Annotated in this window: 19 protein-coding genes; 10 read left to right on the top strand and 9 right to left on the bottom strand. The window is 58.1% G+C overall.

From position 1 onward, the window contains the following. Positions 1-6: 6 nt before the first annotated feature. From NKK50_RS26705 to NKK50_RS26695, 3 genes are read right to left on the bottom strand one after another with little or no spacing between them, the layout of a single operon-like run. Positions 7-1458 carry an aldehyde dehydrogenase family protein gene (locus tag NKK50_RS26705; RefSeq protein WP_352544121.1) on the bottom strand — a complete coding sequence of 484 codons (1452 nt, stop codon included), beginning with the start codon at positions 1456-1458 and terminating at the stop codon, positions 7-9. Beyond that, positions 1451-2551, bottom strand: coding sequence for an aromatic ring-hydroxylating oxygenase subunit alpha (locus NKK50_RS26700; protein WP_352544120.1), 1101 nt, complete (start codon positions 2549-2551; stop codon positions 1451-1453). The genes NKK50_RS26705 and NKK50_RS26700 overlap by 8 nt, the downstream gene beginning before the upstream one ends. Further along, positions 2548-3444: a MurR/RpiR family transcriptional regulator gene (locus tag NKK50_RS26695; RefSeq protein ID WP_352544119.1), complete on the bottom strand. Its 897-nt coding sequence runs from the start codon at positions 3442-3444 to the stop codon at positions 2548-2550. Before NKK50_RS26695 ends, NKK50_RS26700 begins: the two co-directional genes overlap by 4 nt. Positions 3445-3516: 72 nt before the next feature. Here NKK50_RS26695 and NKK50_RS26690 point away from each other — a divergent pair, with 72 nt between their 5' ends. From NKK50_RS26690 to NKK50_RS26665, 6 genes are all read left to right on the top strand, one after another. Further along, on the top strand, positions 3517-5994 hold the full coding sequence (locus NKK50_RS26690; protein ID WP_352544118.1) for an FAD-dependent oxidoreductase: 2478 nt from the start codon (positions 3517-3519) through the stop codon (positions 5992-5994). Next, complete coding sequence (locus NKK50_RS26685) at positions 5987-7282, top strand: aspartate aminotransferase family protein (RefSeq protein ID WP_352544117.1); 1296 nt, start codon at positions 5987-5989, stop codon at positions 7280-7282. Before NKK50_RS26690 ends, NKK50_RS26685 begins: the two co-directional genes overlap by 8 nt. A gap of 25 nt (positions 7283-7307) precedes the next feature. Further along, a complete protein-coding gene (locus NKK50_RS26680) occupies positions 7308-8543 on the top strand; it encodes an NAD(P)/FAD-dependent oxidoreductase (RefSeq protein WP_352544116.1) in 1236 nt (411 codons plus the stop codon). A gap of 15 nt (positions 8544-8558) precedes the next feature. Continuing rightward, positions 8559-9308 (top strand): electron transfer flavoprotein subunit beta/FixA family protein, encoded by a 750-nt coding sequence (locus NKK50_RS26675; protein ID WP_352544115.1) that lies wholly within the window; start codon positions 8559-8561, stop codon positions 9306-9308. A 20-nt stretch (positions 9309-9328) separates the two neighbouring features. Beyond that, positions 9329-10267, top strand: coding sequence for an electron transfer flavoprotein subunit alpha/FixB family protein (locus NKK50_RS26670; protein ID WP_352544114.1), 939 nt, complete (start codon positions 9329-9331; stop codon positions 10265-10267). A gap of 71 nt (positions 10268-10338) precedes the next feature. Next, positions 10339-11382: a GlxA family transcriptional regulator gene (locus NKK50_RS26665; RefSeq protein ID WP_352544113.1), complete on the top strand. Its 1044-nt coding sequence runs from the start codon at positions 10339-10341 to the stop codon at positions 11380-11382. Positions 11383-11755: 373 nt separating this feature from the next. Here NKK50_RS26665 and NKK50_RS26660 read toward each other — a convergent pair whose 3' ends face one another. The 6 genes from NKK50_RS26660 to NKK50_RS26635 form a co-directional block, all read right to left on the bottom strand. Continuing rightward, positions 11756-11938 (bottom strand): FMN-binding negative transcriptional regulator, encoded by a 183-nt coding sequence (locus NKK50_RS26660; RefSeq protein WP_352544112.1) that lies wholly within the window; start codon positions 11936-11938, stop codon positions 11756-11758. 21 nt (positions 11939-11959) lie between these two features. After that, positions 11960-12889 carry a 2-oxoglutarate and iron-dependent oxygenase domain-containing protein gene (locus NKK50_RS26655; RefSeq protein ID WP_352544111.1) on the bottom strand — a complete coding sequence of 310 codons (930 nt, stop codon included), beginning with the start codon at positions 12887-12889 and terminating at the stop codon, positions 11960-11962. Further along, positions 12886-14937, bottom strand: a complete 2052-nt coding sequence (locus tag NKK50_RS26650; RefSeq protein WP_352544110.1) for an NAD(P)-binding domain-containing protein — start codon at positions 14935-14937, stop codon at positions 12886-12888. The genes NKK50_RS26655 and NKK50_RS26650 overlap by 4 nt, the downstream gene beginning before the upstream one ends. 375 nt (positions 14938-15312) lie before the next feature. Then, complete coding sequence (locus NKK50_RS26645; protein WP_352544109.1) at positions 15313-15669, bottom strand: amino acid kinase family protein; 357 nt, start codon at positions 15667-15669, stop codon at positions 15313-15315. A gap of 216 nt (positions 15670-15885) precedes the next feature. Next, complete coding sequence (locus tag NKK50_RS26640) at positions 15886-16581, bottom strand: OmpW/AlkL family protein (RefSeq protein ID WP_023816337.1); 696 nt, start codon at positions 16579-16581, stop codon at positions 15886-15888. Between the two features lie 144 nt (positions 16582-16725). Next, positions 16726-16917: a hypothetical protein gene (locus NKK50_RS26635; RefSeq protein WP_352544108.1), complete on the bottom strand. Its 192-nt coding sequence runs from the start codon at positions 16915-16917 to the stop codon at positions 16726-16728. Here NKK50_RS26635 and NKK50_RS26630 point away from each other — a divergent pair. From NKK50_RS26630 to NKK50_RS26615, 4 genes are all read left to right on the top strand, one after another. Then, positions 16916-17350, top strand: a complete 435-nt coding sequence (locus tag NKK50_RS26630) for a hypothetical protein (protein ID WP_352544107.1) — start codon at positions 16916-16918, stop codon at positions 17348-17350. The two genes, NKK50_RS26635 and NKK50_RS26630, sit on opposite strands and share 2 nt — an antisense overlap. A 790-nt stretch (positions 17351-18140) precedes the next feature. Beyond that, on the top strand, positions 18141-18509 hold the full coding sequence (locus NKK50_RS26625) for a hypothetical protein (protein ID WP_352544106.1): 369 nt from the start codon (positions 18141-18143) through the stop codon (positions 18507-18509). Positions 18510-18534: 25 nt separating this feature from the next. Next, on the top strand, positions 18535-19839 hold the full coding sequence (locus NKK50_RS26620; RefSeq protein WP_352544105.1) for a lysine N(6)-hydroxylase/L-ornithine N(5)-oxygenase family protein: 1305 nt from the start codon (positions 18535-18537) through the stop codon (positions 19837-19839). A 501-nt stretch (positions 19840-20340) separates the two neighbouring features. Then, positions 20341-21120: a phytanoyl-CoA dioxygenase family protein gene (locus NKK50_RS26615; RefSeq protein ID WP_352544104.1), complete on the top strand. Its 780-nt coding sequence runs from the start codon at positions 20341-20343 to the stop codon at positions 21118-21120. Positions 21121-21404 lie beyond the last annotated feature (284 nt).

Here is a 21404-nt window from a genome sequence, read left to right as displayed (position 1 = left end):
TCTCCTTCAGCGAATGGCAATCGCGATGTTTTTGGTTTGCAGGTAGTTCCAAAGCGCCTCTCGGCCCTTTTCGCGGCCGTAGCCCGATTTGCCGTAGCCGCCAAAGGGTGTCTCGACGCCGCCGGCGTACCACTCATTGACGAACACCTGTCCGGCTCTTAAGCGCCGGGCGGTCTTCATCGCGCGATCGACATCTGCCGTGAAGATACCGGAGACCAAGCCATAATCGGTGCCGTTCGCCAGGCGCACCGCCTCATCGTCACTGCCGAACTTCAAAACCGAGAGAACTGGCCCAAAGACTTCCTCTCGTGCGATCGTCATATCCGGTGTTACGTTGTCGAAGACAGTCGGCTCCAAGAAAAATCCTGGACGGTTGAGGCGCCTGCCACCGACAACCGCACGCCCTCCCTGCCGCTCGGCTTGCTGGCACATGGATTCAGCTCGATTTCGCTGCGAGTCCGAAATCATGGCACCCATGTTGGGACCGAATTCTGGCCTATCCACGCCAGGACCTGCTGAAATGGAGCGCGCCATGTCCGCAACCCGCTCAACAACTTCGTCGTGCACGTCCTCATGCACGATCAGCCGAGACATAGCCGAACACACCTGGCCCGCGTTGAAGAAAATCCCCCAACGAACATTCGACACGAGGTGGTCCAGGTTCGCGTCCGGCCAAGCGATCGCGGCGGACTTACCGCCCAATTCAAGCACACATGGAACGACATTTTTTGCAGCGGCCGATGCGATACTGACCCCTGTCGGAACCGAGCCGGTGAAGACGATCTGATTTACGTCGGGGTGGCTGACGAGGGTCCCGCCCGCCTCGCGGCCCAAGCCGCAGAGAATGTTCACCGCCCCCCGCGGCAGCCCCGCGTACTCGGCGGCGCTTGCGATGAACGAATTGGTCAGAGGGTCGAGTTCAGGCGTCTTTACGACGCACGCGTTGCCTGCTGTCAGAGCCGCCGACAACGAGCGTGCGGTCATCTCAAGTGGATAGTTCCAGGGGACGACATGCGCGGATACGCCGAACGGTTCATAGACCGTGAAATCGTAGTAGCCGTCTCCGAGAGGTATGGAACGACCTTCGATCGTTTCGCACTGATTGCCGTAGTACTCGAAATATCGAGCCGCCCCTTCGACCTCGATGCGGGCCTCCCAAAGCGGTTTGCCCGCTTCGCGGCATAGGACATAGGCAATCTCATCGATATGATCGAGCAGATAGGTACCCATCGCTCGCACCATTCGCCCCCGCTTGACGGGGCGCATTTCTGTCAACGCGCCGGACTCATGACAGGCCTTGGCGGCCTTCACGGCGCGATCAACGTCCTGCGCGCTCGCCAGGGCCTGCTGCGCAAGCGCATCTCCAGTTGCAGGATCATCCACGGTGAGATTGCCCGCACCGCCGTCGACCCACTCGCCATCTATATAGTTCTGCCAATAGGCCTTGATCTCAGACATCGACACCTTCACGCATCCACTGCTGCAACATTCGTACCGAGTGCTCGGAGTTCACACCGCAGTTCGGATCGATAACGAGCGGACCCGGCCTGTATCCGCGACTGTGCAAGCCACGCTGGACGGCCTCGACGATATGGATATCCTCTTCGACGGTTGTTGCCCTGTCTTGGATCGCCAATTTTCGGATGATGTCGGAATCGGCTCCGTCGATCGTATACCAACCACGCCAGACGACGACTTCGTCGACATTCTTGATACGCCAGTTGTAGGTGTTGAGAATATTGCCGGGATAAACCTGAAAGGAAAATGTCGGCCAAAGAAACCAGGACGAATATTCTCCAGCGCGCGCATTGGCGTTGAGGTCAATGGGATAACTCATTCGGTCGAGATTCTGGCATTCGGTAGTATGACGCAGACAATAGCCCTGAGGCTGGATGTCATATGTTTCGGGCTTTATAACCCCGGTAGCAAAGGTCTTGTGGTTCAGAGCACAGTGGTAGCATTCGGAGTAGTTCTCGATCGATACCTTCCAGTTGCAGCTTTCAGGAATCTCAACCCATTCCAGAGGCTTCAGCTGGTCGATGTGAGGGACAAATTCCGTCAGCTCCTGCCGAACCTTTGGGAACCATTCGTCCATCGGTTTGGCGTCCGGGTCGAGATTGACAAAAACAAATCCGCAAAACAGTTCGACTTTCACGCTCGTCAGACAGATGTCGTTGCGATCGAACCCCGGGACGGCGTTGACGTTGGGACCGCCTCGCAGCTTGCCCGTGAGTTCATAGGTCCAAGCGTGGTAGGGGCATACCAGCAGCCGAGCGTTCCCGCTTCCCCTTACCAATTCGTGCGCGCGATGCTGGCATACATTGTAAAAAGCGCGGACCTGGCTATCTCTGTCGCGAATGCAAAACAGGCTCTGCCCTGCGAGCTCAAAGGTGAAGTAGTCGCCAGGTTTCTCCACCAAAGAGGAGTGGCCTGCGAATTGCCACGTCCGGCTCAGGAGTCCGTCTTCTTCCTTGGCGAAGATGGTAGGATCGGTATAGTAGCGCGCTTCCAGCGATCGCAGGGGTTTCGGCGGCTCGGACGAAACGTTCATCGTGGTTCCTCTTTCCAATAGACACCAAGCTCGTAGCGGCGCTTATGAAACCGCTCGATATTATTGACTGCATCGGCCGCCGCTTCAGCCACCACGAAAGCAACGATCGTTTCAAAAAGCGCCGTCAAGGCAACGGTCGACGGGAAAAACTGTGGTGTGTCGGTCGGGAGGACGAAACGTTGGTCGGCGCGGGCCAGGATAGGGGACGCGGGACTGTCGGAGATGCCAACGACCTTGATGCCATAGGCGCGAGACAACTCTACGGCCTCGACAACCTCGCGCCGGTACGGCTTGAACGTCATCGCTATCAAGAGATCGCCCTTCTCGGCGCGGACCAACCCGTCCACAGGAAGGGATCCCTCGCGTGGAATCGCAACGACGCTGTCCACTGCCATGCTTGCCAGATAGGCGAAATTTCGCGCAACCGAACTCGCAAAACCCAAGCCCAAGACGTAGGTGGTGCGCGCTTTTACAATGGAATCCGCCAGTTTCTTGATCTCGGATGCGCTTGTTCCCGAAAACAGACCTTCGATATTTTCGATCGACGTCGATGCCATCTGGCTATAGAGGCTGGCTAGTTTCCCGCCTTTGGATAGCGACTGCAGCCAGCGGGCCCGGTCGGGAAAGTCCTCACGTCCGCGCATCACTTGCTCGCGAAAGGGTTTTCGAAAATCCTCGTAGCCCTCAAAACCAAGCGCGCGCGCCATTCGCACCAGCGTGTTGGGCTTTACGTCTGCGCCTTGCGCCATGCTTCTGATCGACGTGATGCTGATCATGTTCGAATTCTCGAGCACGTGGGCAGCTGCCTTTTGCAACTCGGGAGTGAATGTAGATAGGCGGCTCGTCAGATCGTCGAGAACCGTTGTGGCTGTTTTTCCCTTTGGTACAGTCATGTGTTTCATCCTTGACAATCGTACACTTGTTCGGTAGCCCTGTCTACAGGCAGTTTTCTTGGAGAGACGACAATGACCATATCTCACGCGCGGGTAGTAATCATAGGCGGGGGCATCATGGGATGCGGCCTCGTCTATCACCTCGCGCATGAAGGCTGGACCGACATCGTTTTGTTGGAGAAGGCCGAGTTAACGTCGGGATCGACGTGGCATGCCGCTGGGCAGATCACGCATTCGACGTCGAGTTTTTCGCTCGGAAAATGCGTCGGCTACAATATCGATCTCTATTCCAAGGTGCTCGAAAAGGAGACCGGACAATCCGTAACCTGGCACGGCTGTGGCTCTTTGCGGCTGGCTTACACGGATGATGAACTCGACTGGCTCCGTCAGACCCTGAGCGTCGGAAAGGCGCTGGGCTTCACCATGGAATTGGTAGATCTGGAGCGCATCAGAGAGCTTCATCCCTTTTACGATCTCGAAGGGGTACAGGCGGCACTGTACACGCCGGATGACGGCCATGTTGACCCTTCCGGCGCCACCTTCGCACTTGCGCAGGGTGCACGTCAGCTCGGGGCCAAGATCGTACGGCAATGTCGGGTCATGCACGTAAAGCCAGAGCCCAATGGCGAATGGCGCGTCTTTACGGAACAGGGCGAGATCGTTTGCGAGCATGTCGTTAACGCGGGCGGCACTTACGCGCGCCAGGTTGGAAAATGGGTTGGGCTCGATGTCCCCACCACCTCCATGACCCACCATTACCTGATAACGGACACTGTTCCGGAATTCATGATGCTAGAAAAGGAGCTTCCCGTCGTTCGGGATGATCGTTTGGTATCCGGCTACGTCCGGATGGAGCAGAAGTCCGGTTTGATCGGCATCTACGAGAAGGCGAATCCCAATGCCGTTTGGATCGAAGGTTGTCCGTGGGAAGCCGAGCATGAGTTGTTCGAGCCCAATTACGATCGCATTATGCCCTGGCTCGAAAATGCGATGGGTCGGATGCCCGTGCTTTCTCAGCTCGGCATCAAGCGGGCTGTGCATGGCGCCATTTCACACCCCCCGGACGGGAACCCACTCATCGGCCCAGCGCCTGGGCTTAAGAACTTTTGGCTCAATTGCGGCTGTCAGATTGGTATCGGTTGGGGGCCTGGGCTGACGCGCGAACTGGCCCGTTGGATGGTTCACGGCGCCGCCGACATCAACATGCGCGACTACGACCCCCGGCGTTTTGGCAAGTTTGCCGATCAAGACTATCAGGTCATCAAGGCAAAAGAAGATTACCTTCTGCGCCATGAAATACCCTTCCCGCACCTCAACCGTCATGATGGGCGGCCGGTCAAGCCAAGCGCACTTTACGACCGCCTGCAGAAGCGCGGCGCTGTGTTCGAAGAGGTCTATGGTTGGGAACGCCCCCGCTGGTTCGCGAAGGACGGTCTTGAGCAGAAGGACTATTACTCGTTTCGGCGACCCGCCTGGTTTCCGCTCGTTCAGAAGGAAATCAGCGCGGTGCGCGAGTGTGCCGGCCTGATGGATATCTCGGCCTTCTCGAAGGTTCAGGTGTCGGGCCCGGATGCTGCCGGGTTCGTTGATCGACTGATACCGAACCGCCTCCCATCGAAAACCGGCCGAATTGCTCTTACGCATTTGCTCAACGATAGAGGGCGCATCGAGCTGGAAACGACCATCGTTCGCTTGGCGGATGACAGCTTCTACTTCACCTGCGCTGCCTTCTTCGAACAGCGACTCCTGGACCACCTGACGTTTGCGCGTACGGCGACCGAGTCCCTGACCATCACTAATCTCTCGGACAGGTGGGGCGCGCTTGCGCTTAACGGGCCACGGTCACGCGACATTCTGGGACCGAATACCGAGGCTGCTCTTACAAACGCGGCTTTTCCCTGGCTGACGGCTAAAGAAATCGAAGTCGCCGGGCAGAAGGTTTGGGCGTTTCGCATGTCCTATGCGGGCGAGCTGGGCTGGGAATTCCATACCTCTAGAGAAAGCCTGCCGGCTATCTACGACGCCCTGCATGCCACCGGCAGCGCCTTCGGCTTAGTCGACTACGGCTCATTCGCAATGAACGTCATGCGCTTGGAAAAGATGTTCAAGGGAGCAGGGGAATTGACCAATGAAGTGACGCTTCCAGAGGCCGACGTCATGCGTTTCGTTAAGTTGGACAAGCCTCAATTTGCTGGAAGGCAGGCTACGTTGGAAGCAATGGAGAGAGGACCGAGTTGGATTTGCGCTTATCTTGCGATCGAAGCCGACGGCGTGTCCGACGGAAATGGCGGCGAAGCTGTCTTGCTGGGTGATCGGCAGGTCGGGTCCGTCAGCTCCATTGCCTATTCCCCGACTGCCGGGAAAATCCTCGCGTTCGCCTATGTCGCTCCCGAAGCTGCGCAGGTCGGAACGAATTTGCAGGTCATGGTGCTCGGCGAGCCTCGAGCGGCGACAGTTCTCGGCGACGCCGTCTTCGATCCCAACAATGAACATCCACGGGTTGATGCTGAAAGCTCAAGCCCGACCAAGAAGGTTGCAGCACATGCTTGACACCGTCGTGAATGCTAGCGCCAAACAAAGCGACTGGGTGAGCCGGGCGAAGGCGGTCTTACCCGGCGGTGGATTTGGAAATTTTGATCCTTCCATCGTCATACGAGAAGGCCATGGCGCTCATGTCTGGGACGAGAATGGCAAGGAGTATATCGACTTTTTGATAGGCTCGGGACCTATGATCCTAGGTCATGACAATGCCGAGGTCATTGAGGCCATTCGCGAGCAAACGACACGGGGTCTCACCTTTTTCGCCAGTAACAGGCATGCGATCGAACTTGCGGAAGTCATCTGCGAGGCGGTGCCGTGTGCAGAACAGCTTCGATATGTTTCGACAGGCGGCGAGGCGGATATGTACGCTATGCGTCTCGCACGAGCGCATACTGGTCGCGATAAAATACTGAAGTTTGAGGGCGGCTATCACGGGATGTCGTCTGAAGCGCTGATCAGTGTTTTTCCGGACCGAATTGAGAATTATCCCAACGGCGTTCCAGACTCGGCCGGGATTCCCGAGCAAGTCCGTGACGGCGTCTTCGTCGCGCCATTCAATGACGTAGAATTCGTGCGTCAATTCCTGGCTGAGCATGGCTCGAAGATCGCCGGAATCATCGTAGAGCCGCTCCAGCGCTTGATCCCACCGGCGCCAGGTTTTCTGGAGACATTGCGCGAGGAATCGTCGAAGCGAGGCATTGTTCTAATCTTCGACGAAGTTGTCACCGGATTCCGCCTGGCCTACGGCGGCGCTCAGGAGCGATACGGCGTGGTGCCCGATTTATGCACCTTGGGCAAGATCATCGGAGGCGGCCTTCCGCTTGCATCGGTTGCGGGGAAGACGGAGATCATGGCCCACTTCGACAAAGCAGCTGTTGGGAAGGACGGGTTCACCCTTCAGATCGGGACGCTAAGCGGTAATCCTCTTGCCGCTGTGGCCGGACTCAAAACCTTGGAGATCCTGCGTCGACCCAGTAACTACGACCGACTTCGCGGATATGGCGTAACGGTCATGGGAATGCTTAGCAACGCGCTCGACCAAACCGGTATCGCGTACCAGATCGTCGGCGATCCAGTGCTGTTTGACGTGGTCTTCACCGAGCAAACCGTGAAATCTTATCAAGACGTCGCAAAAGGCAATTCCGCGGCGGCCGGTACATTTAATACCGCCCTGCGTGAGAAGGGGATCTTCAAGTCTCCGGGTAAGATCTACCCATCCCTTGCCCTGACCGACAGTGATCTGGCCTGGACGAAAGAAGCAATCGATCACGCTGCGACTAGACTAGTGGCAGCATAGGGCAAAAGCACCCCCTGAGGAACATATGCAGGACAATGTTGTCATTGTCGGCACCGGGCAGGCTGCGCTCTCGTGTGCCGTAAAGTTACGCGACTCCGGCTACGACGGCGCCGTTACCATGCTTGGTGATGAGCCATGGCTGCCTTACCAAAGGCCTCCGCTGTCCAAGGCCTACCTGAAGGGCGAGACAACAGCGGAGCGATTGGAATTTCGTCCTCAGGAGTTCTACGCTAAGGCCGGAATTATGGTCGAGCGAGGAAGTTCCGTTAGCACCGTCGATCGCAACACCCGAACTGTTAGGACATTTGACGGCAGAAGTTATTCTTATAGCAAGCTCGTTTTAGCCACAGGATCACGGGCGCGGGCCCTTCCAGAAGAGACGACGCACGGCCTGGACGGGATCCTGACCCTGAGGAGCATCGCGGATGCCGATCGCCTTCGGAGCGCGTTAGCAAGCGCAAAGCGCATCGTCGTCGTTGGCGGCGGTTACGTGGGGCTGGAAGTTGCTTCGGTTGCTGTTCGAATGGGCAATGCGGTCACCATTGTCGAAATGGCTGACCGGGTCCTCAAGCGCGTCGCAGGCGCTCCAACAGCTCAAGCGATCGAAGAACTTCATGTGCGCCACGGTGCGACCATCCTAACCAATGAGCAGCTGAAAGGATTTTCCGGCGACAGCGGCAAAGTCTCGAGCGTATCTTTGCAAAGCGGGAGGATGCTCCCTGCCGATTTGGTGCTGGTTGCGATTGGTGGCATGGCGAATGTTGAGCTCGCCGCGCAAGCCGGCCTGATAGTCGAAAATGGCATCGTTGTTGGCAAATTCGGTCAGACCTCCGACCCCAACATCTATGCGGCTGGTGATTGTGCCGCTTTTCCTTTTGGCAGCCGGTCAATCCGCCTGGAATCGGTACAAAACGCCATCGAGCAGGGCAGTGTCGTCGCTAATGCCATTTTGGGAAGACCGGTGGCATACGAGCCCGTCCCATGGTTTTGGAGCGACCAATACGACACCAAGTTGCAAACAGCTGGTCTGGCGCTTGATTACGATGACATCCTCGCAGTGTCGGCGGAACCGGGCTGTTCAGCGTTTTGGTACTTTCGCGATGGCTTGGCCGTGGCCGTTGACACGATGAATGATGCAAGAACGCACATGGTAGCGCGCCGGCTCTTCGGAGCTCGTGTCGAGCTTCCGCGGGAACTGCTCCTGAAACCCGACTTCAACCTCATGCAGTACGCACGCACAGCCGCCGCGCCGTCTGGGTGAATAAAGGAAAATCCGATGAAAGTGCTTGTGCCCGTGAAGCGGGTTGTGGATGCGAACGTCAAGGTTCGTGTGAAGGCTGATGGTTCGGCGGTGGAACTCGCCAACGTCAAGATGGCGATGAACCCGTTCGACGAGATCGCGGTGGAAGAGGCGCTCCGGCTGAAGGAAGCCGGCAAGGCCGAAGAGATCATCGTCGTTTCGGTCGGCCCGCAGCAGGCGCAGGAAACGCTCCGCACCGCGCTCGCCATGGGCGCCGACCGCGCCATCCTGGTCAAGACCGACGAGCAGACCGAGCCGCTCGGCGTCGCCAAGGTGCTGAAGGGCGTCGTTGACGCCGAACAGCCCGGTCTCGTGATCCTCGGCAAGCAGGCGATCGATGATGACTCGAACCAGACCGGCCAGATGCTGGCCGCCCTGCTCGGCTGGGCACAGGGCACTTTCGCCTCCAAGGTCGTGATCGACGGCGACAAGGCCAAGGTGACGCGCGAAGTCGACGGCGGCCTGCAGACGGTGGAACTGAAGATGCCGGCGATCATCACCGCCGATCTTCGCCTCAACCAGCCGCGCTATGCCTCGCTGCCCAACATCATGAAGGCCAAGAAGAAGCCGCTCGACGAAAAGAGCCCGGCCGATTACGGCGCCGACGTCAGGCCGCGCCTGAAGGTGCTCAAGACCGAGGAGCCCAGCGGCCGCAAGGCAGGCGTGAAGGTCAACAGTGTCGCCGAACTGGTCGACAAGCTCAAGAACGAAGCCGGCGTGCTCTGAGACTGGAAGGAACAGATAAAATGACCATTCTCCTCATCGCAGAAAACGACAACGCCAGCCTTTCCGACCAGACCGCGAAGGCGCTCTCGGCGGCGCTGCAGATCGGTTCGGACGTGCATGTGCTGGTCGCCGGCAAAGGCGCCAAGGGCGCGGCCGACGCCGCTGCCAAGCTCGAGGGCGTGAGCAAGGTGCTGCTGGCCGAGGCCGACGAACTGGCCGAGCGCCTCGCCGAGCCGACCGCGGCACTCGTTGTCTCGCTGGCCGGCCCCTACGACACCATAATCGCACCGGCGACCTCTTCGGGCAAGAATGTCGCGCCGCGCGTGGCGGCCCTGCTCGATGTCGCGCAAGTCTCCGAGATCATCGAAGTGGTTTCACCAGACACGTTCAAGCGGCCGATCTATGCCGGCAACGCCATCCAGACGGTGCAGTCGAGCGACGCCAAGAAGGTCATCACCGTGCGCACTGCTTCATTTCCCGTCGCCTCCCAAGGCAATGCGGCTGCTGTCGAGATTATCTCGGCGGCAGCCGACCCCGGTGTATCGTCCTTTATCGAGAACAAGCTTTCCGGAACTGATCGTCCGGAACTGACCTCGGCCAGGATCATCATTTCGGGTGGCCGTGCGCTGGGCTCCTCGGAGAAGTTCCAGGAGGTCATCCTGCCGGTTGCCGATAAGTTGGGCGCGGCGGTTGGTGCTTCGCGCGCCGCGGTCGATGCCGGCTATGCGCCCAACGACTGGCAGGTCGGCCAGACCGGCAAGGTCGTCGCTCCCGATCTCTACATCGCGGTCGGCATCTCCGGCGCCATCCAGCACCTTGCCGGCATGAAGGATTCGAAGGTCATCGTTGCCATCAACAAGGACGAGGAGGCGCCGATCTTCCAGGTTGCCGACTACGGCCTGGTCGGCGATCTCTTCCTCATCCTGCCGGAGTTGGAAAAGGCGCTCGCAGGCGGCTGAAGCGGGAAAGGATAGCGGTCGTTCCTCTCGCTAGAGGATAAGACGGCGTCCTCTGGTCAAGCGGTGACAGAATGAACGTAATAAACAACCGACTTGTTGGCGAGCGGAGATTGGGTCGCGGAAACTTAGATTCCACGGCCTTCATGCCATTGGCTGATGGAGTCACGGAGTTCTCGATAGTCCTTGTTCCGGGATTTTCACAACTGTGTATGTCGTCGTTCATCGATCCATTGCGGTATGCGAACAGATTGTCCGGACGCGAGCGGTTTCGATGGAGGTTGATAAGCGACGACGGCAGCCCTGTTATATGTGCCAGTGGAATCCGAGTGTGCGTGGATGCAAGTCTTAAGGAAGCCAAGCTTCTGAAATCGGAGCGTTTGCCCGATGGCATCGTGGTTTGCGCGGGCGCGGGAATCGAACATTATCCCTCAGCACCACTGTTGTCACTTTTACGCTTCTGTGCGCGTCGCAATGTGAGGCTTTACGGACTCGGCACCGGCGCATGGGTCTTTGCTGCCGCCGGTCTGTTGTCAGACACGCGCTGTACCATCCACTGGGACACGATGGCAGCCTTCTCGGAGTCATTCGAAGGTCTCAAGCTGACCGACGCCCTATTCGTCGAGCAGAACGGAATCGTCACCTGCGCCGGTGAATTTGCGGCATTTGATCTCGCGATCAGCTCAGTAGAACACCGATGTGGTTCCGATGTGGCGCGATCAGTCTGCCGATTCCTCACAGCCGATCGATGGCGCGAGGGGGAAAGCTGTCAATCTGCTCCCCTTGGGCTTCGCTTTAGCGGCGCGAGCGAAAAGCTGATCCGCATCATCCGCATGATGGAAAATTCTGTAGATGAGCCGTTGACGATTCGCGCTATTTCTCAAGAGCTGGGCCTTTCTTGCCGGCAAATCCAGCGCCTCTGTCTTCACCATCTCAAGGCGACGCCGATGCGATACTATCTTTTGCTCAGAATGGCGCGGGCGCGCCAACTACTCGAATTGACCGATATGTCCGTGCTGCAGGTGGCAATCGCTTGCGGGTTTGTCTCATCATCGCATTTTTCAAAATGTTTTCGTGATCACTTCGGTGAAGCACCAAGCAGTCTGCGACACGGTTAAGTCGATCTGCGGCCATTCTCAACCGAACGGACCTCGCTGTTGCCGAGAAGATGGCCAGCGCCGTGGCTGCAGACCGCTCGAGCAGTTGAGTTCATGAACCCTCAGGTCACAGCTTACGGCGCCCTGCGCGAGGATCATCCAAGATGTTATAAATCGGTTGTTCCGCAGCAACTCATAAAACTTAGGCTAGACTAGCATTGGGCAGTCCAGAACCCGCGGCTTCTGCGCAAGGCTTATCGGATTTGGCGGCCGCGGCTTCGCTCATCGCTTGTGCCACACTACTGGCTCTTTGGGCGTTCACCATTCCCTTAGCGTTCTGAATGTCGCGCACCTCTTTGGGTGATTTCGATCCCCAAAGCCGCGATCGCTTTGATCATAGTTTCGATGAATCCTTCGGCGCGTCGCCCATCTTCCACTGGCCGGCTGCGCATACGTGTGAGCTTCGCGACGTTTGCGACATACGTAGCGCTCCATGATCCCGAACGGTGATGCGCCTATGGGCGTGGACAACGAGATAGTTCCACGCCGGGGTACCTGCCGAACTTGAGCGGTGCAAAGTTCGGCAAAACCGAACGACCTATTGCAACTCTCGCGCCCGTCCGGCTCCATCCCGGGTTTCCCAGATTGACTCAAAGTTGCGCAGCATCACTTCCGCCACACTGAAGGTCTGCTTTCCTTGCCTGGAAGTCAGGCAAGCGTCGATGTCGGGATAGATAAAGAAGGGCAGGGAAATTCGGTCAGTCGGACCGGTATGCACGACCTGATGGGGTGTGCTCTTGAATCGGTTATCGCTCAAAGCCTGAAGCATGTCGCCCAGATTGACCACGAGAGTGTCGGGCAAGCTCGGCGCCGGCACCCAGCGCTCCCCGAACCACACCTGCAAGGAGCGCGTGGGAAGTTCCTCCTGCAGCAGCAGCGTGAAGAACCCATTGTCGGTATGCTTTCCGGCCGTGCCGCCACTAGATGGATACCGGATCACGCGTTGCAGGACCGTCGGCGGGCTGAAATGACGTCGGAACCAGCTCTCTTCCAATTCGAGCAGGTCGGCCAGTGCCATTCCAAGCTGTGGCACAACCTCGTCGACCACAGTAGCCTGCAAAGCAAGCAGGTTTCGAGCGAAACCAGGAGCCACCGCGTCATCCGGAAGGCGTGTGCAACCAGCAAATGGACGCCGGTCGCCTTCCTTCTCGATTCCTAGGTCGAACATTTCCTTCGGATCGGGGCCAGCCTCGGGATGTAGCACCTCGCCGTACAACGGACTGTACCCACGGGCGGTAGCAGGGTATACGTCTTGGGTGGCGTGACCGTAACGTTCCTTTGTCGACTGTGGCAACGTGAAGAAACGCCGGGAAGCCTGGATCGCTTCTGCGATCTGTTTCTTTGGGATTCCGTGCTCAAGGTAGAAGAACCCGTACTCCTCGCAGGCCAGGCGTAGGCGCTCGCGCTCTTCGTGTCGGGTTGCATCAGCTGCCAGTTTTGCCAGTGAGATTTGCGGTAGTGTGGTCATAGCTGCTCCTCCGTTGGTGCGTTAGCTTTGTCGGTCACTTTGAAAACCCAATAGTGTGCGTCCTCCTCCGCGATGTATCTGCCGTCGTTTAGACAGTGTGCTGTCACAAGCACGCCCGCATCCTGCAGACGCCGCACCTCATCTTCAAAGGATGTGGCCTCCGCATAGCTCTTGCGGGTGCTTACGATGACGAATCCGTTGGGGCGCGTGACGCGAGCAAGTTCGCGCAGTGCGTCCGGTCGGATGTGACCGAGCGTGAAGACACCGCAGCAGACCGTAATATCGTAGGTCGCACTGGAGTATTCGGGCAGCGGCACGTTAAGGTCGACATCGCCTTGGACATCGCGGTAGACGCCCGTTTGCCGGGCTTGTTCGGCCATCGCCTCGGAGAGGTCGATCCCATCGATCAACCGGAAGCCAAGGCGTTCCAGTTCCACGCCGACGAGGCCCGTTCCGCAGCCAGCGTCCAGGATTGCGATGGCTGCTCGCTCATTGGCCAAATAGGCCGTCTGAACCGTGCCCGCCAATTCCGCCACGATCATCGGCCCGCAGTACCGGTCCTGGCCAACATCCAACTCGTAGGAACTGGCCCATCCGCGATAGAAGTGGGTCAAGCGATCGACGTCGCCGTCGAGGTCATGGGAATCCTTGATGCGTTTTCGCGCAGCTTGCTCCAGTGTCGTCTGCTGATCGCGGGTGTTCATGACAGGTTCCTCCGTACAGGGACAGATGAGATTCGGTCTAGTCGTCGGCTTCGCAAGCGCCGCGGCTGGATATACAAGATGTTTCTTGTCGTACTGCCCATTTTGGCTGTCCGACCAAGCGGAAGCGCCTACGCTCCAGGTGATAACCTCGTGTATCAGGGCATCGCTCAGGCCCATTCCGCGCCCAAGATCAAACGCCTCGTCAAGAATCAGCCGATTGATGTGGGTGAGCTCACCGACCAGAGACTTGAGCAACCGTATCTGGATGCCACTGAGCGGGATGTCGTCGAGCGGAAACACATGCTCAAGCTTGGGTTTGATCCGTCCGACGGGATCGGTCAGGAATTCTTGGTCTGGCGGATGCGCGGGGTTGGCACCGTACTTGGATGGCGCGCGATAACCCGGCACTTGCAGTCGAACGCCGAAGACCACCTCCGCCAGTTCGATGACCCTCAGGTGGCTGTCGTATCGGTCGAACTTCCGTCCCGCCAAGCTAAAACGCTTTTCGACCGCCCGTCCGAGCGGCAGTCCCACGCGCAGTTGGTTGGCCAGCTGGACGGTCAAGCCCATATCCTTCACCGTGATCTCCAGGGTGCAGGAGCGGTCGTAGCTGCCATCCAGGAGAAACGGGGCGAATTGCTCGATTGCAACGGAGTTCGCCGAAGAACCGGCAAAATTCCGCCACGCCTGCTGCGCTGGAACCCCGGCCCGCACGCTTCGGCAGAGCGCGTCGCCGCTCGCAACGGCTGCAGTGTAGAAAAGTAGATTCGTCAGTAATTTAACTGATTGGCCTTGACCGATGTCTCCGACATGGAAGGAGACGGCTCCCATGGTTTGCAACACCGCCTCGCAACGCACATAGGCCTCCGATGACCCGCCGACGAAAAAGCTGACATTGGCAAAATCGACCCCCATGTGGGACAGGTTGCTTACGGGCGCTTCTAGCGAATCCACGCCAATTGCTGCCGCCAGGCGGGCGATCTCGAGCGTGTTGTGGTAGTCGGTGGTGGACGTGTCGATCCAAATGCTCTCCGGGGGCATTCCGGCCAAAGCGCCCCGCTCGCCCACCATATTGTCGAAGACGTCGCGTGGCAGCGGCAGGCAGGTAATGACAATGCCGCAGTCGCGGGCCGCGTCGCGCGGTGCATTATGCCACCGGGCGCCCTTTTTCAGCACGTCTGTCGCAGCCGCGGGATCGATGTCGTAGACATTCACCGAGTAGCCGGCTTGCAGGAGCTTGGCGGTCATCGGCCGGCCCATCATGCCGGTACCGATGAATCCAATGCGATCGACGTTGCGAGAACGATCGGCGCGGACGCTGCTTACACCGCCTACAGCAGACATTTAACTTCCTTCGAGGCAAACGAACGGTTGCACGACAATTCCGAATAAAATAATTAGCGACGTTCGATAGAGTAGTAAATGATCTTGAGCGTTAAAGCAATCGAGCCCATAATAAGAAATGATATAACACCTTAACGCGACTATCATACTTGGTCATCAGATAGAATTTATGTCACATTTGCGAAGCGGTAAGCAGACATATAGATAATTTCTCTCATTGTTTGAGCACAATCGCTTGACAAAAATGAGCTTAAACTCGTCGGAATTTCATGCTGATGGTAATCGGCTGGACCTTTCCGACACGATCGCAGCCCTATCCGGCGCAGTCACCACACTTTGACAACCGGACGCCTCAAATCCACGATCATAGCGTCTTCACCTGAGCGGATGGGCTTCAGAGCGAAGCCGCGAGAGATCGGCACGCAACCAAGTGCAGCCAACGTGCCTCAAATGGGCGGAACGGGCGCGCGCGGGGTCAAAACTCTGTTCATAGGCACGCCTGAGCTGAACCTGACGGATAGCGGCCGCCGTTTGTTTCTCCTCAACTGGCAGAGATCTGTCCAGATGGTTGAAGTGACTTGAGCCGACCGCGGCGGCACCAGAGGTGACGATGATCATCTGCTGCCCGAGTGCGGAAAATCGGACGACATCCTCTATCAGCGTCTCAAGCCAAGGACCGTGCATCTCTCCGTTTTCTGCATCGCCGATCAGTGCTGAGCCGATCTTCACCATCAGCCGGCGAGCCGAAGCCAATCGGATCGAGCTTGTTGGTGCTGCCGTTCAATGTTGCTGCACTACTCTAGATGTGAAGACACGCCCTCCAATCCCACCTTTCCTAAGCGTCGCGGCCTAAGCTCGCACGATGCGCCCTTCATTTCAGGTCGGCTGCCCAAGGGGGCGCTTACTTCGTGGTCCAGGTCTTCAACAAGCCTTCTTCGCCTTTCGCTATCAGAACCGGTAGGTGACACCCGCGCCTATTAACCAGGGATCGAGCTCGGCCTTGCCCGTCAGCTTCGCGCCGTCCACCGTGACGTCGAAGTCTGGCTTCAGGAAAAGCTTCTTCACGTCGAAGTTGACGCCCCAGTGCTGATCCACCATGTAGTCGAACCCGACCTGCAGCGCTGTGCCGAACGTGTTCTTAACCTTGAGAGTGTTGGCGCTGCCGGCATCCTGGTTATAGAAAATCGTGTAGTTCACGCCGGCGCCAACATAGGGCTTGAAAGCGCCGAGATCGGCAAAATGATACTGCAATGTGAGCGTAGGCGGCAGCAGCCAAACCTTGCCGATATCGCCAAGCCCTCCGATCGTTCCTTGACCGTTGATGTTTGCATAGGTGGTGCCGAGAATGAGCTCGGCAGCGATGTTGTCCGTGAAGAAATAGGAGATATCGAGTTCCGGCGTCACTGTGTCCGAATATGAAAGACCAGAGCCGGGCACCGCATTGACGTAACCCCAATCCTCAGTGATGACCCCCAACGCACGCAGCCGGATCTGCCAAGGGCTTGGCGCTTCCGTGACCGAGGCTCCTGCCTTCGGGACGCTAGCCGCTTGCGCAAGGTCCGCCGCGACGGCCTGCTGTCCCATCACGATGAGGACAACGGCCGCTGTTACTCCCCGCGCGATGCGGATTTTGTTTCTCGCCATGATATCGTCTCCTTGCTCTTCAGAAATGATGCACTGAACTACGACAAGTCTTGCTCGAGTTGTGGCGGAGCGCTCATGCGCAGTGTGCGTGGGACCGCGCACACTCTATTTGCGCCGTGCTCGCAATCATCGAGCTGTACTCACTTAGAAGTAAGCGGGATAACCAAAGGCCTGCAGCTTCGCGGCCGTCTTTCGCGCCTGGCCCGGGTGGGCGCGTTCGGCCCGCTTCGTGGTGGCGAGCAGGATCGGCGTAGCGGCAATGGTGGTGCCGGCCCACGGTGCGCGCGGATTTCCGGCCGTCTTGCCAGAACTGTAGAGGTACTGACAGCGACGCATGAACACGGGAACCTTGTCGGGACAGTCGGAGATCGCTATCAGGGCGTCGCCTCGCGATCGACTGTGTTCCACCGAAGTGCCCCATCGTTCTAACCGGCTGGCTGGCGGCCCAGGCAAGTGTCCGTTCTCGTTCCAGATCTTCGAGCCAAAGATAGGAATCCTCGTCTGGGGCATTCGACTGGAAAACAATTTCAAGGTTCTCCTTCGGCTCGGGAGAGCTTTGTTTTTTTGCCGCTGCGACCGCATGTTCGGTGAGCTTGATCATGGCATGATTTCTCCTCAGTCCTTGCCGCAACGCGTTTTGCTGAGAGCATCGCAGGAGTCGTGCCAAATGAGTAAATCGTTTCATAACAATGTGATCCCCCTGATGGCGCTATGTCTTATGTCCGACATCGTCGAAGATCCGACAAGGAGTGCAGCCATGACCGCCTGATAAGAACTCCTGTGCGAACTCGGTGGGCACTGCGGAATAAGCAGTGAAGCTCACCGCGAGACTGGCCGAGCTTCGGACGCACAGCCTGAGAAATCCGCGGCGGCGATGATCAATAACTGAGTTACAATGGCTCCATCTTGGCCCACCGGCCGGCGCGCAAAAGACTGCTTTGCGGCCCTATCCCTCCGCCTGGGACCGAATGGCGCACGTGCTTTTGGAACCGGCAGAGTGGTCATACGCAATTCTTCCGGGTGTCGGTCCCATATCGCGCACTCATTGATGCGCTTAGGTCTGGGCATGCGCCCATCCGCAAGCGTCCCGTCAAGAGCATCGATCCGACACCAACATAGAGAATTGCTTCCGCATGAGAGAGGCCTCGCGGCGGACATGAGATTGCATCGCTCTTCATGATCGCGGCCTCCAAGGATGTCGGGATCCAGCCAGTGCAACGGGACGATAGGGCTAACGATCTGGCAGCTGTTGCAACTGCTGAGCTCGATGGACACGGCATATCGTGATCTGTCCGACAGAGACGCAGGGTTCTGCACTGTCCGTTCATAAAGACTGCGCTGGTCCCCATAGGAGAAGTATTCTGATGCAGAGGGTGCCCGATTAGCTATTCGGAGAAAGGCGACACCGAAGTGCAAATCGGGCGCCGCCCTGAAGAGTCCCCCTCAATGTCGGATGTCGGACAGGATCGCAAATCCGCCAACCTGTTGTTTAATAAAGTTTCCTTCTCTGGCACGGCCCATGCATGGGACCCTGCGAACGCATCAGCGAGACATCGTCCATGATCATGCGCACCGAAAATGCCGTCGCCGTAGTGAACACTGCGCTCTCGCCTGCCATCAAGCCGCCGAAAGGCCTGCGCGTCATGGTCGGGCCGGCGATTGGGCCGGCTTCAAACACCTTAATGGGCCTGCAAAGCGTCTCGCGTGACGGCGACGCGGGCATCGAGACGAACGGAAAGACATACGTCGTTGCCCCACGTCGCCGGCATGACCCCTCGATTTCACCGCGCTGGAATGCTCCGGTCTACATTGGACGACGCGAACGCGCTGGACAAATGCTCGCAAACCCGGTCGGGACCGGTGCTCCGAACGTCCGCGAGGGGGGCCCAGTGGCTGCGGCCGGTATTCGCCGCGAACAAGCCGCCTAGTGGGAAGACTCTATAGGAGGAAGCAGTGGAGTTATCTTGCGTTGGGATCGGTGCTGGCCCGTCCAATTTGAGCCTTGCGTGTCAGCTACACGAGCAAGTTGGGAAAGGGGCGGTGTTCCTGGATCGGCAGGTCGACTTCCGCTGGCATCCAGGCAGTGCATTCGATTCCTCGGAGCTCCAGGTCAGCCACTTCAAGGACCTGGTCACTCTAGTGAATCCGAGATCAGCCTACACTTTCGTAAACTTCCTGCACGAGAACGGGCGTCTGTATCACTTCCTGAACGCACAGTTCGAAGCCGTGCTCAGAGTGGAGTTCGAACAATACCTGAACTGGGTCTTCCACAGGAACCCACTTGTGCGTGGCGGTGAGACAGTGCGCGAAATCCGCTTTGACGGCGAGTTTCGGGTGCGGACGGATAAGGCGGTTCTCGGCGCCAGAGACGTCGTGGTCGGCATTGGCAAGCAGGCGCAAATTCCGCCTCAGTTCCAGGGCTGGACTGGACGCAACCTGTTCCACTCATCTGTTTTACTGCACATCCACCCTGAGGTGCGGAGAAAGCATGTCTGCGTGGTCGGCGGAGGACAATCGGGAGCCGAGGTGATGTTGCATCTTATCGGCCTGCCGAAAGAACGGCGGCCTGCCTCGATCACTTGGGTCTCGCAGCGCGAAAACTATCTGCCTCTGGACAACAGCCCGTTCACAAACGAGTTGTTCATGCCCTGCTTTTCGGATCGTTTCGCGGCCATGAGCGAGTCGCAGCGTAAGCTGCTCCTGCGGCGTTTCGTGCTTGCCTCGGACGGCATTTCAGAAAGCACGTTGCGCGCGATCTATCAGGCGCTCTACCGCCACTCATTTTTCGAGCCAAACCGATCCGACATCACACTGCGGCCGGGCTGCACCGTCTCGCACTGCATCAACGCCGGCGCGGGTCACAGGCTGACCCTGCAGCACGGCATGGTCGAGGTCGAAGAAGTCACGGCTGACATCGTCATCCTGGCCACCGGTTACGAGAACGCGATGCCAGACTTCTTGGAACCCATCGCGCACCGGCTGGAGCATATCGACAATGAATTAGCTATTTGCGAGGACTTTTCGGTGAGCTGGGACGGACCGCGTGACAGACGCATCTTCGTACAAAACGCGAGCCTCGGGCAGCGCGGCCTGGCCGATCCGAACCTAAGCCTGCTGGCCTGGCGCGCGCGCCGCATCCTCGATAGCCTTCTTGGGCGCGCGCCATGCGCGAACCCCGAGCATCCTGGCTTCATCAGCCATACCTCGATCGAGAGCTGGCCCGCCCCCGTAGCCGAAGAAATGGGCAGCGGGATATGACTCGTAAACTTCTGATCATCGGCGGTGGGATCCTGGGAATGACGTCCGCGTCCGCTGCGGCGAAGGCCGGAGGCTTCTCCGAAATCATCGTGACGGAACAAGTTCTTGGACCAAGCGGCGCATCGCATTATTCTGGGGGCGTGCATTTCGGCTACGGTTGTCACGACCGTACCAGGTCGCTCACACGAAAGAGCGCCGTGGTCTTGGCGGCCATGGCTGGGTCGGCGGTCAGCGGATGGTGCCGGCCTTTAGCGATGCTTGTAGCGGCTAGACCGGGTGAACCGATTGATCCGGCCCAGTTTACCGAAGCCCTGGACCCGGCTGAGCCTGACATAGGCAGTCTCGCGCCGAGCTTCTGCGGACAAAATCCGTCGGAGCGGAACGCACTTAGCATCGCCGTCCCACATGCGTGGGACCGTCTCCGTGGACCGCAACTTGCCAGCGCCCGACTGCCCTAATTGGGGTCCGACCAATCTGTCTTTCCAACAGGAGGCTTTTCGCATGTTGACTGATACACAAAGAGACAAGTGGCAGAAAGACGGATACGTCAGGCTCGAAAGCTTCTTTGCGCCAGCGGCTCAGGAAGATATCTCTAATTTTGTCGAAGATATGTCACGCTGGGATGTCAGCGATGATAAATGGCTCATGTGGTTCGAGAAGACGACGGACAATCGAAAGATCATCTCCAAGATCGAGAATTTTCTCGATTTCCATGATCCATTGCGCCGTTTGCTCTTAGAAGATCAGCGCATAAAGTCAGCGGTCGAGGATTTGCTTGGCGAAGATTCGCGCAGGCTCAAGGAGTTGCTGATTTTCCACTACCCAGACAGCGGCGGCTATCTCCCGCATCAGGACATTTATCATATTCCACACAAACTCCCCGACCGGATGGTCCATGCGGTGGTTGCCATAGCCATCGACGATTCCGACCCGGAAAACGGCGGGCTTTTCTTCAGCCCCGGCAACCACAAAAAGGGGGTCTTTCCCATGGATGCCGGTGGGGTGATCTATCCTCAAGTAGCCGAAACGTTCTCCTGGGAACCCGTAGTATGGAAGGCTGGCGACATCTTCATCTTCGACGATTACGCACCGCACTACTCACGACCGAACAAAAGCAATCGTTCTCGGCGGACACTCTACTTGGTGTTCCAGCGTGCCTCAACCGGTGGGCCGACCCGCGCTGAATATAACGTGCTTAAGCGCGCCCTTAACCCGCCCGAGGGCAAAGTGGCCGATCTCGACAATCTCAAGCCCCCAAATGGGATCTTCTATCGCGATTGAGCTCACGCAGCTAGGCGGAGGCATGCACACTAAACTGATCGACCGCTCAAAAAATGCGCGGACGGTATGGCGGTCTGATTTGCGGTCTCGCGGAGCATCGGACGCTTCGGCCACGTGGATTGTGGAGGTGGTCGCAGGCGGTCTTCTGTGTGCCTACAGCCCGACTAGCGCCCCCCTTGGTCGCCCGCCTGCCGGCGCAGAGCTGCACTATCCTGGCCGGGCCGCCAACGGGTCGGACTGCCGTTTCTCTCCATGAAGTGCACTTGAGGCTGTTCGTTGCAGCC

This window comes from Mesorhizobium sp. M0001 (assembly GCF_040324255.1).
Lineage (GTDB): Bacteria > Pseudomonadota > Alphaproteobacteria > Rhizobiales > Rhizobiaceae > Mesorhizobium.
The sequence above is the reverse complement of the archived record's forward strand: the minus strand, read 5'-3'. Positions and strand labels throughout refer to the sequence as shown.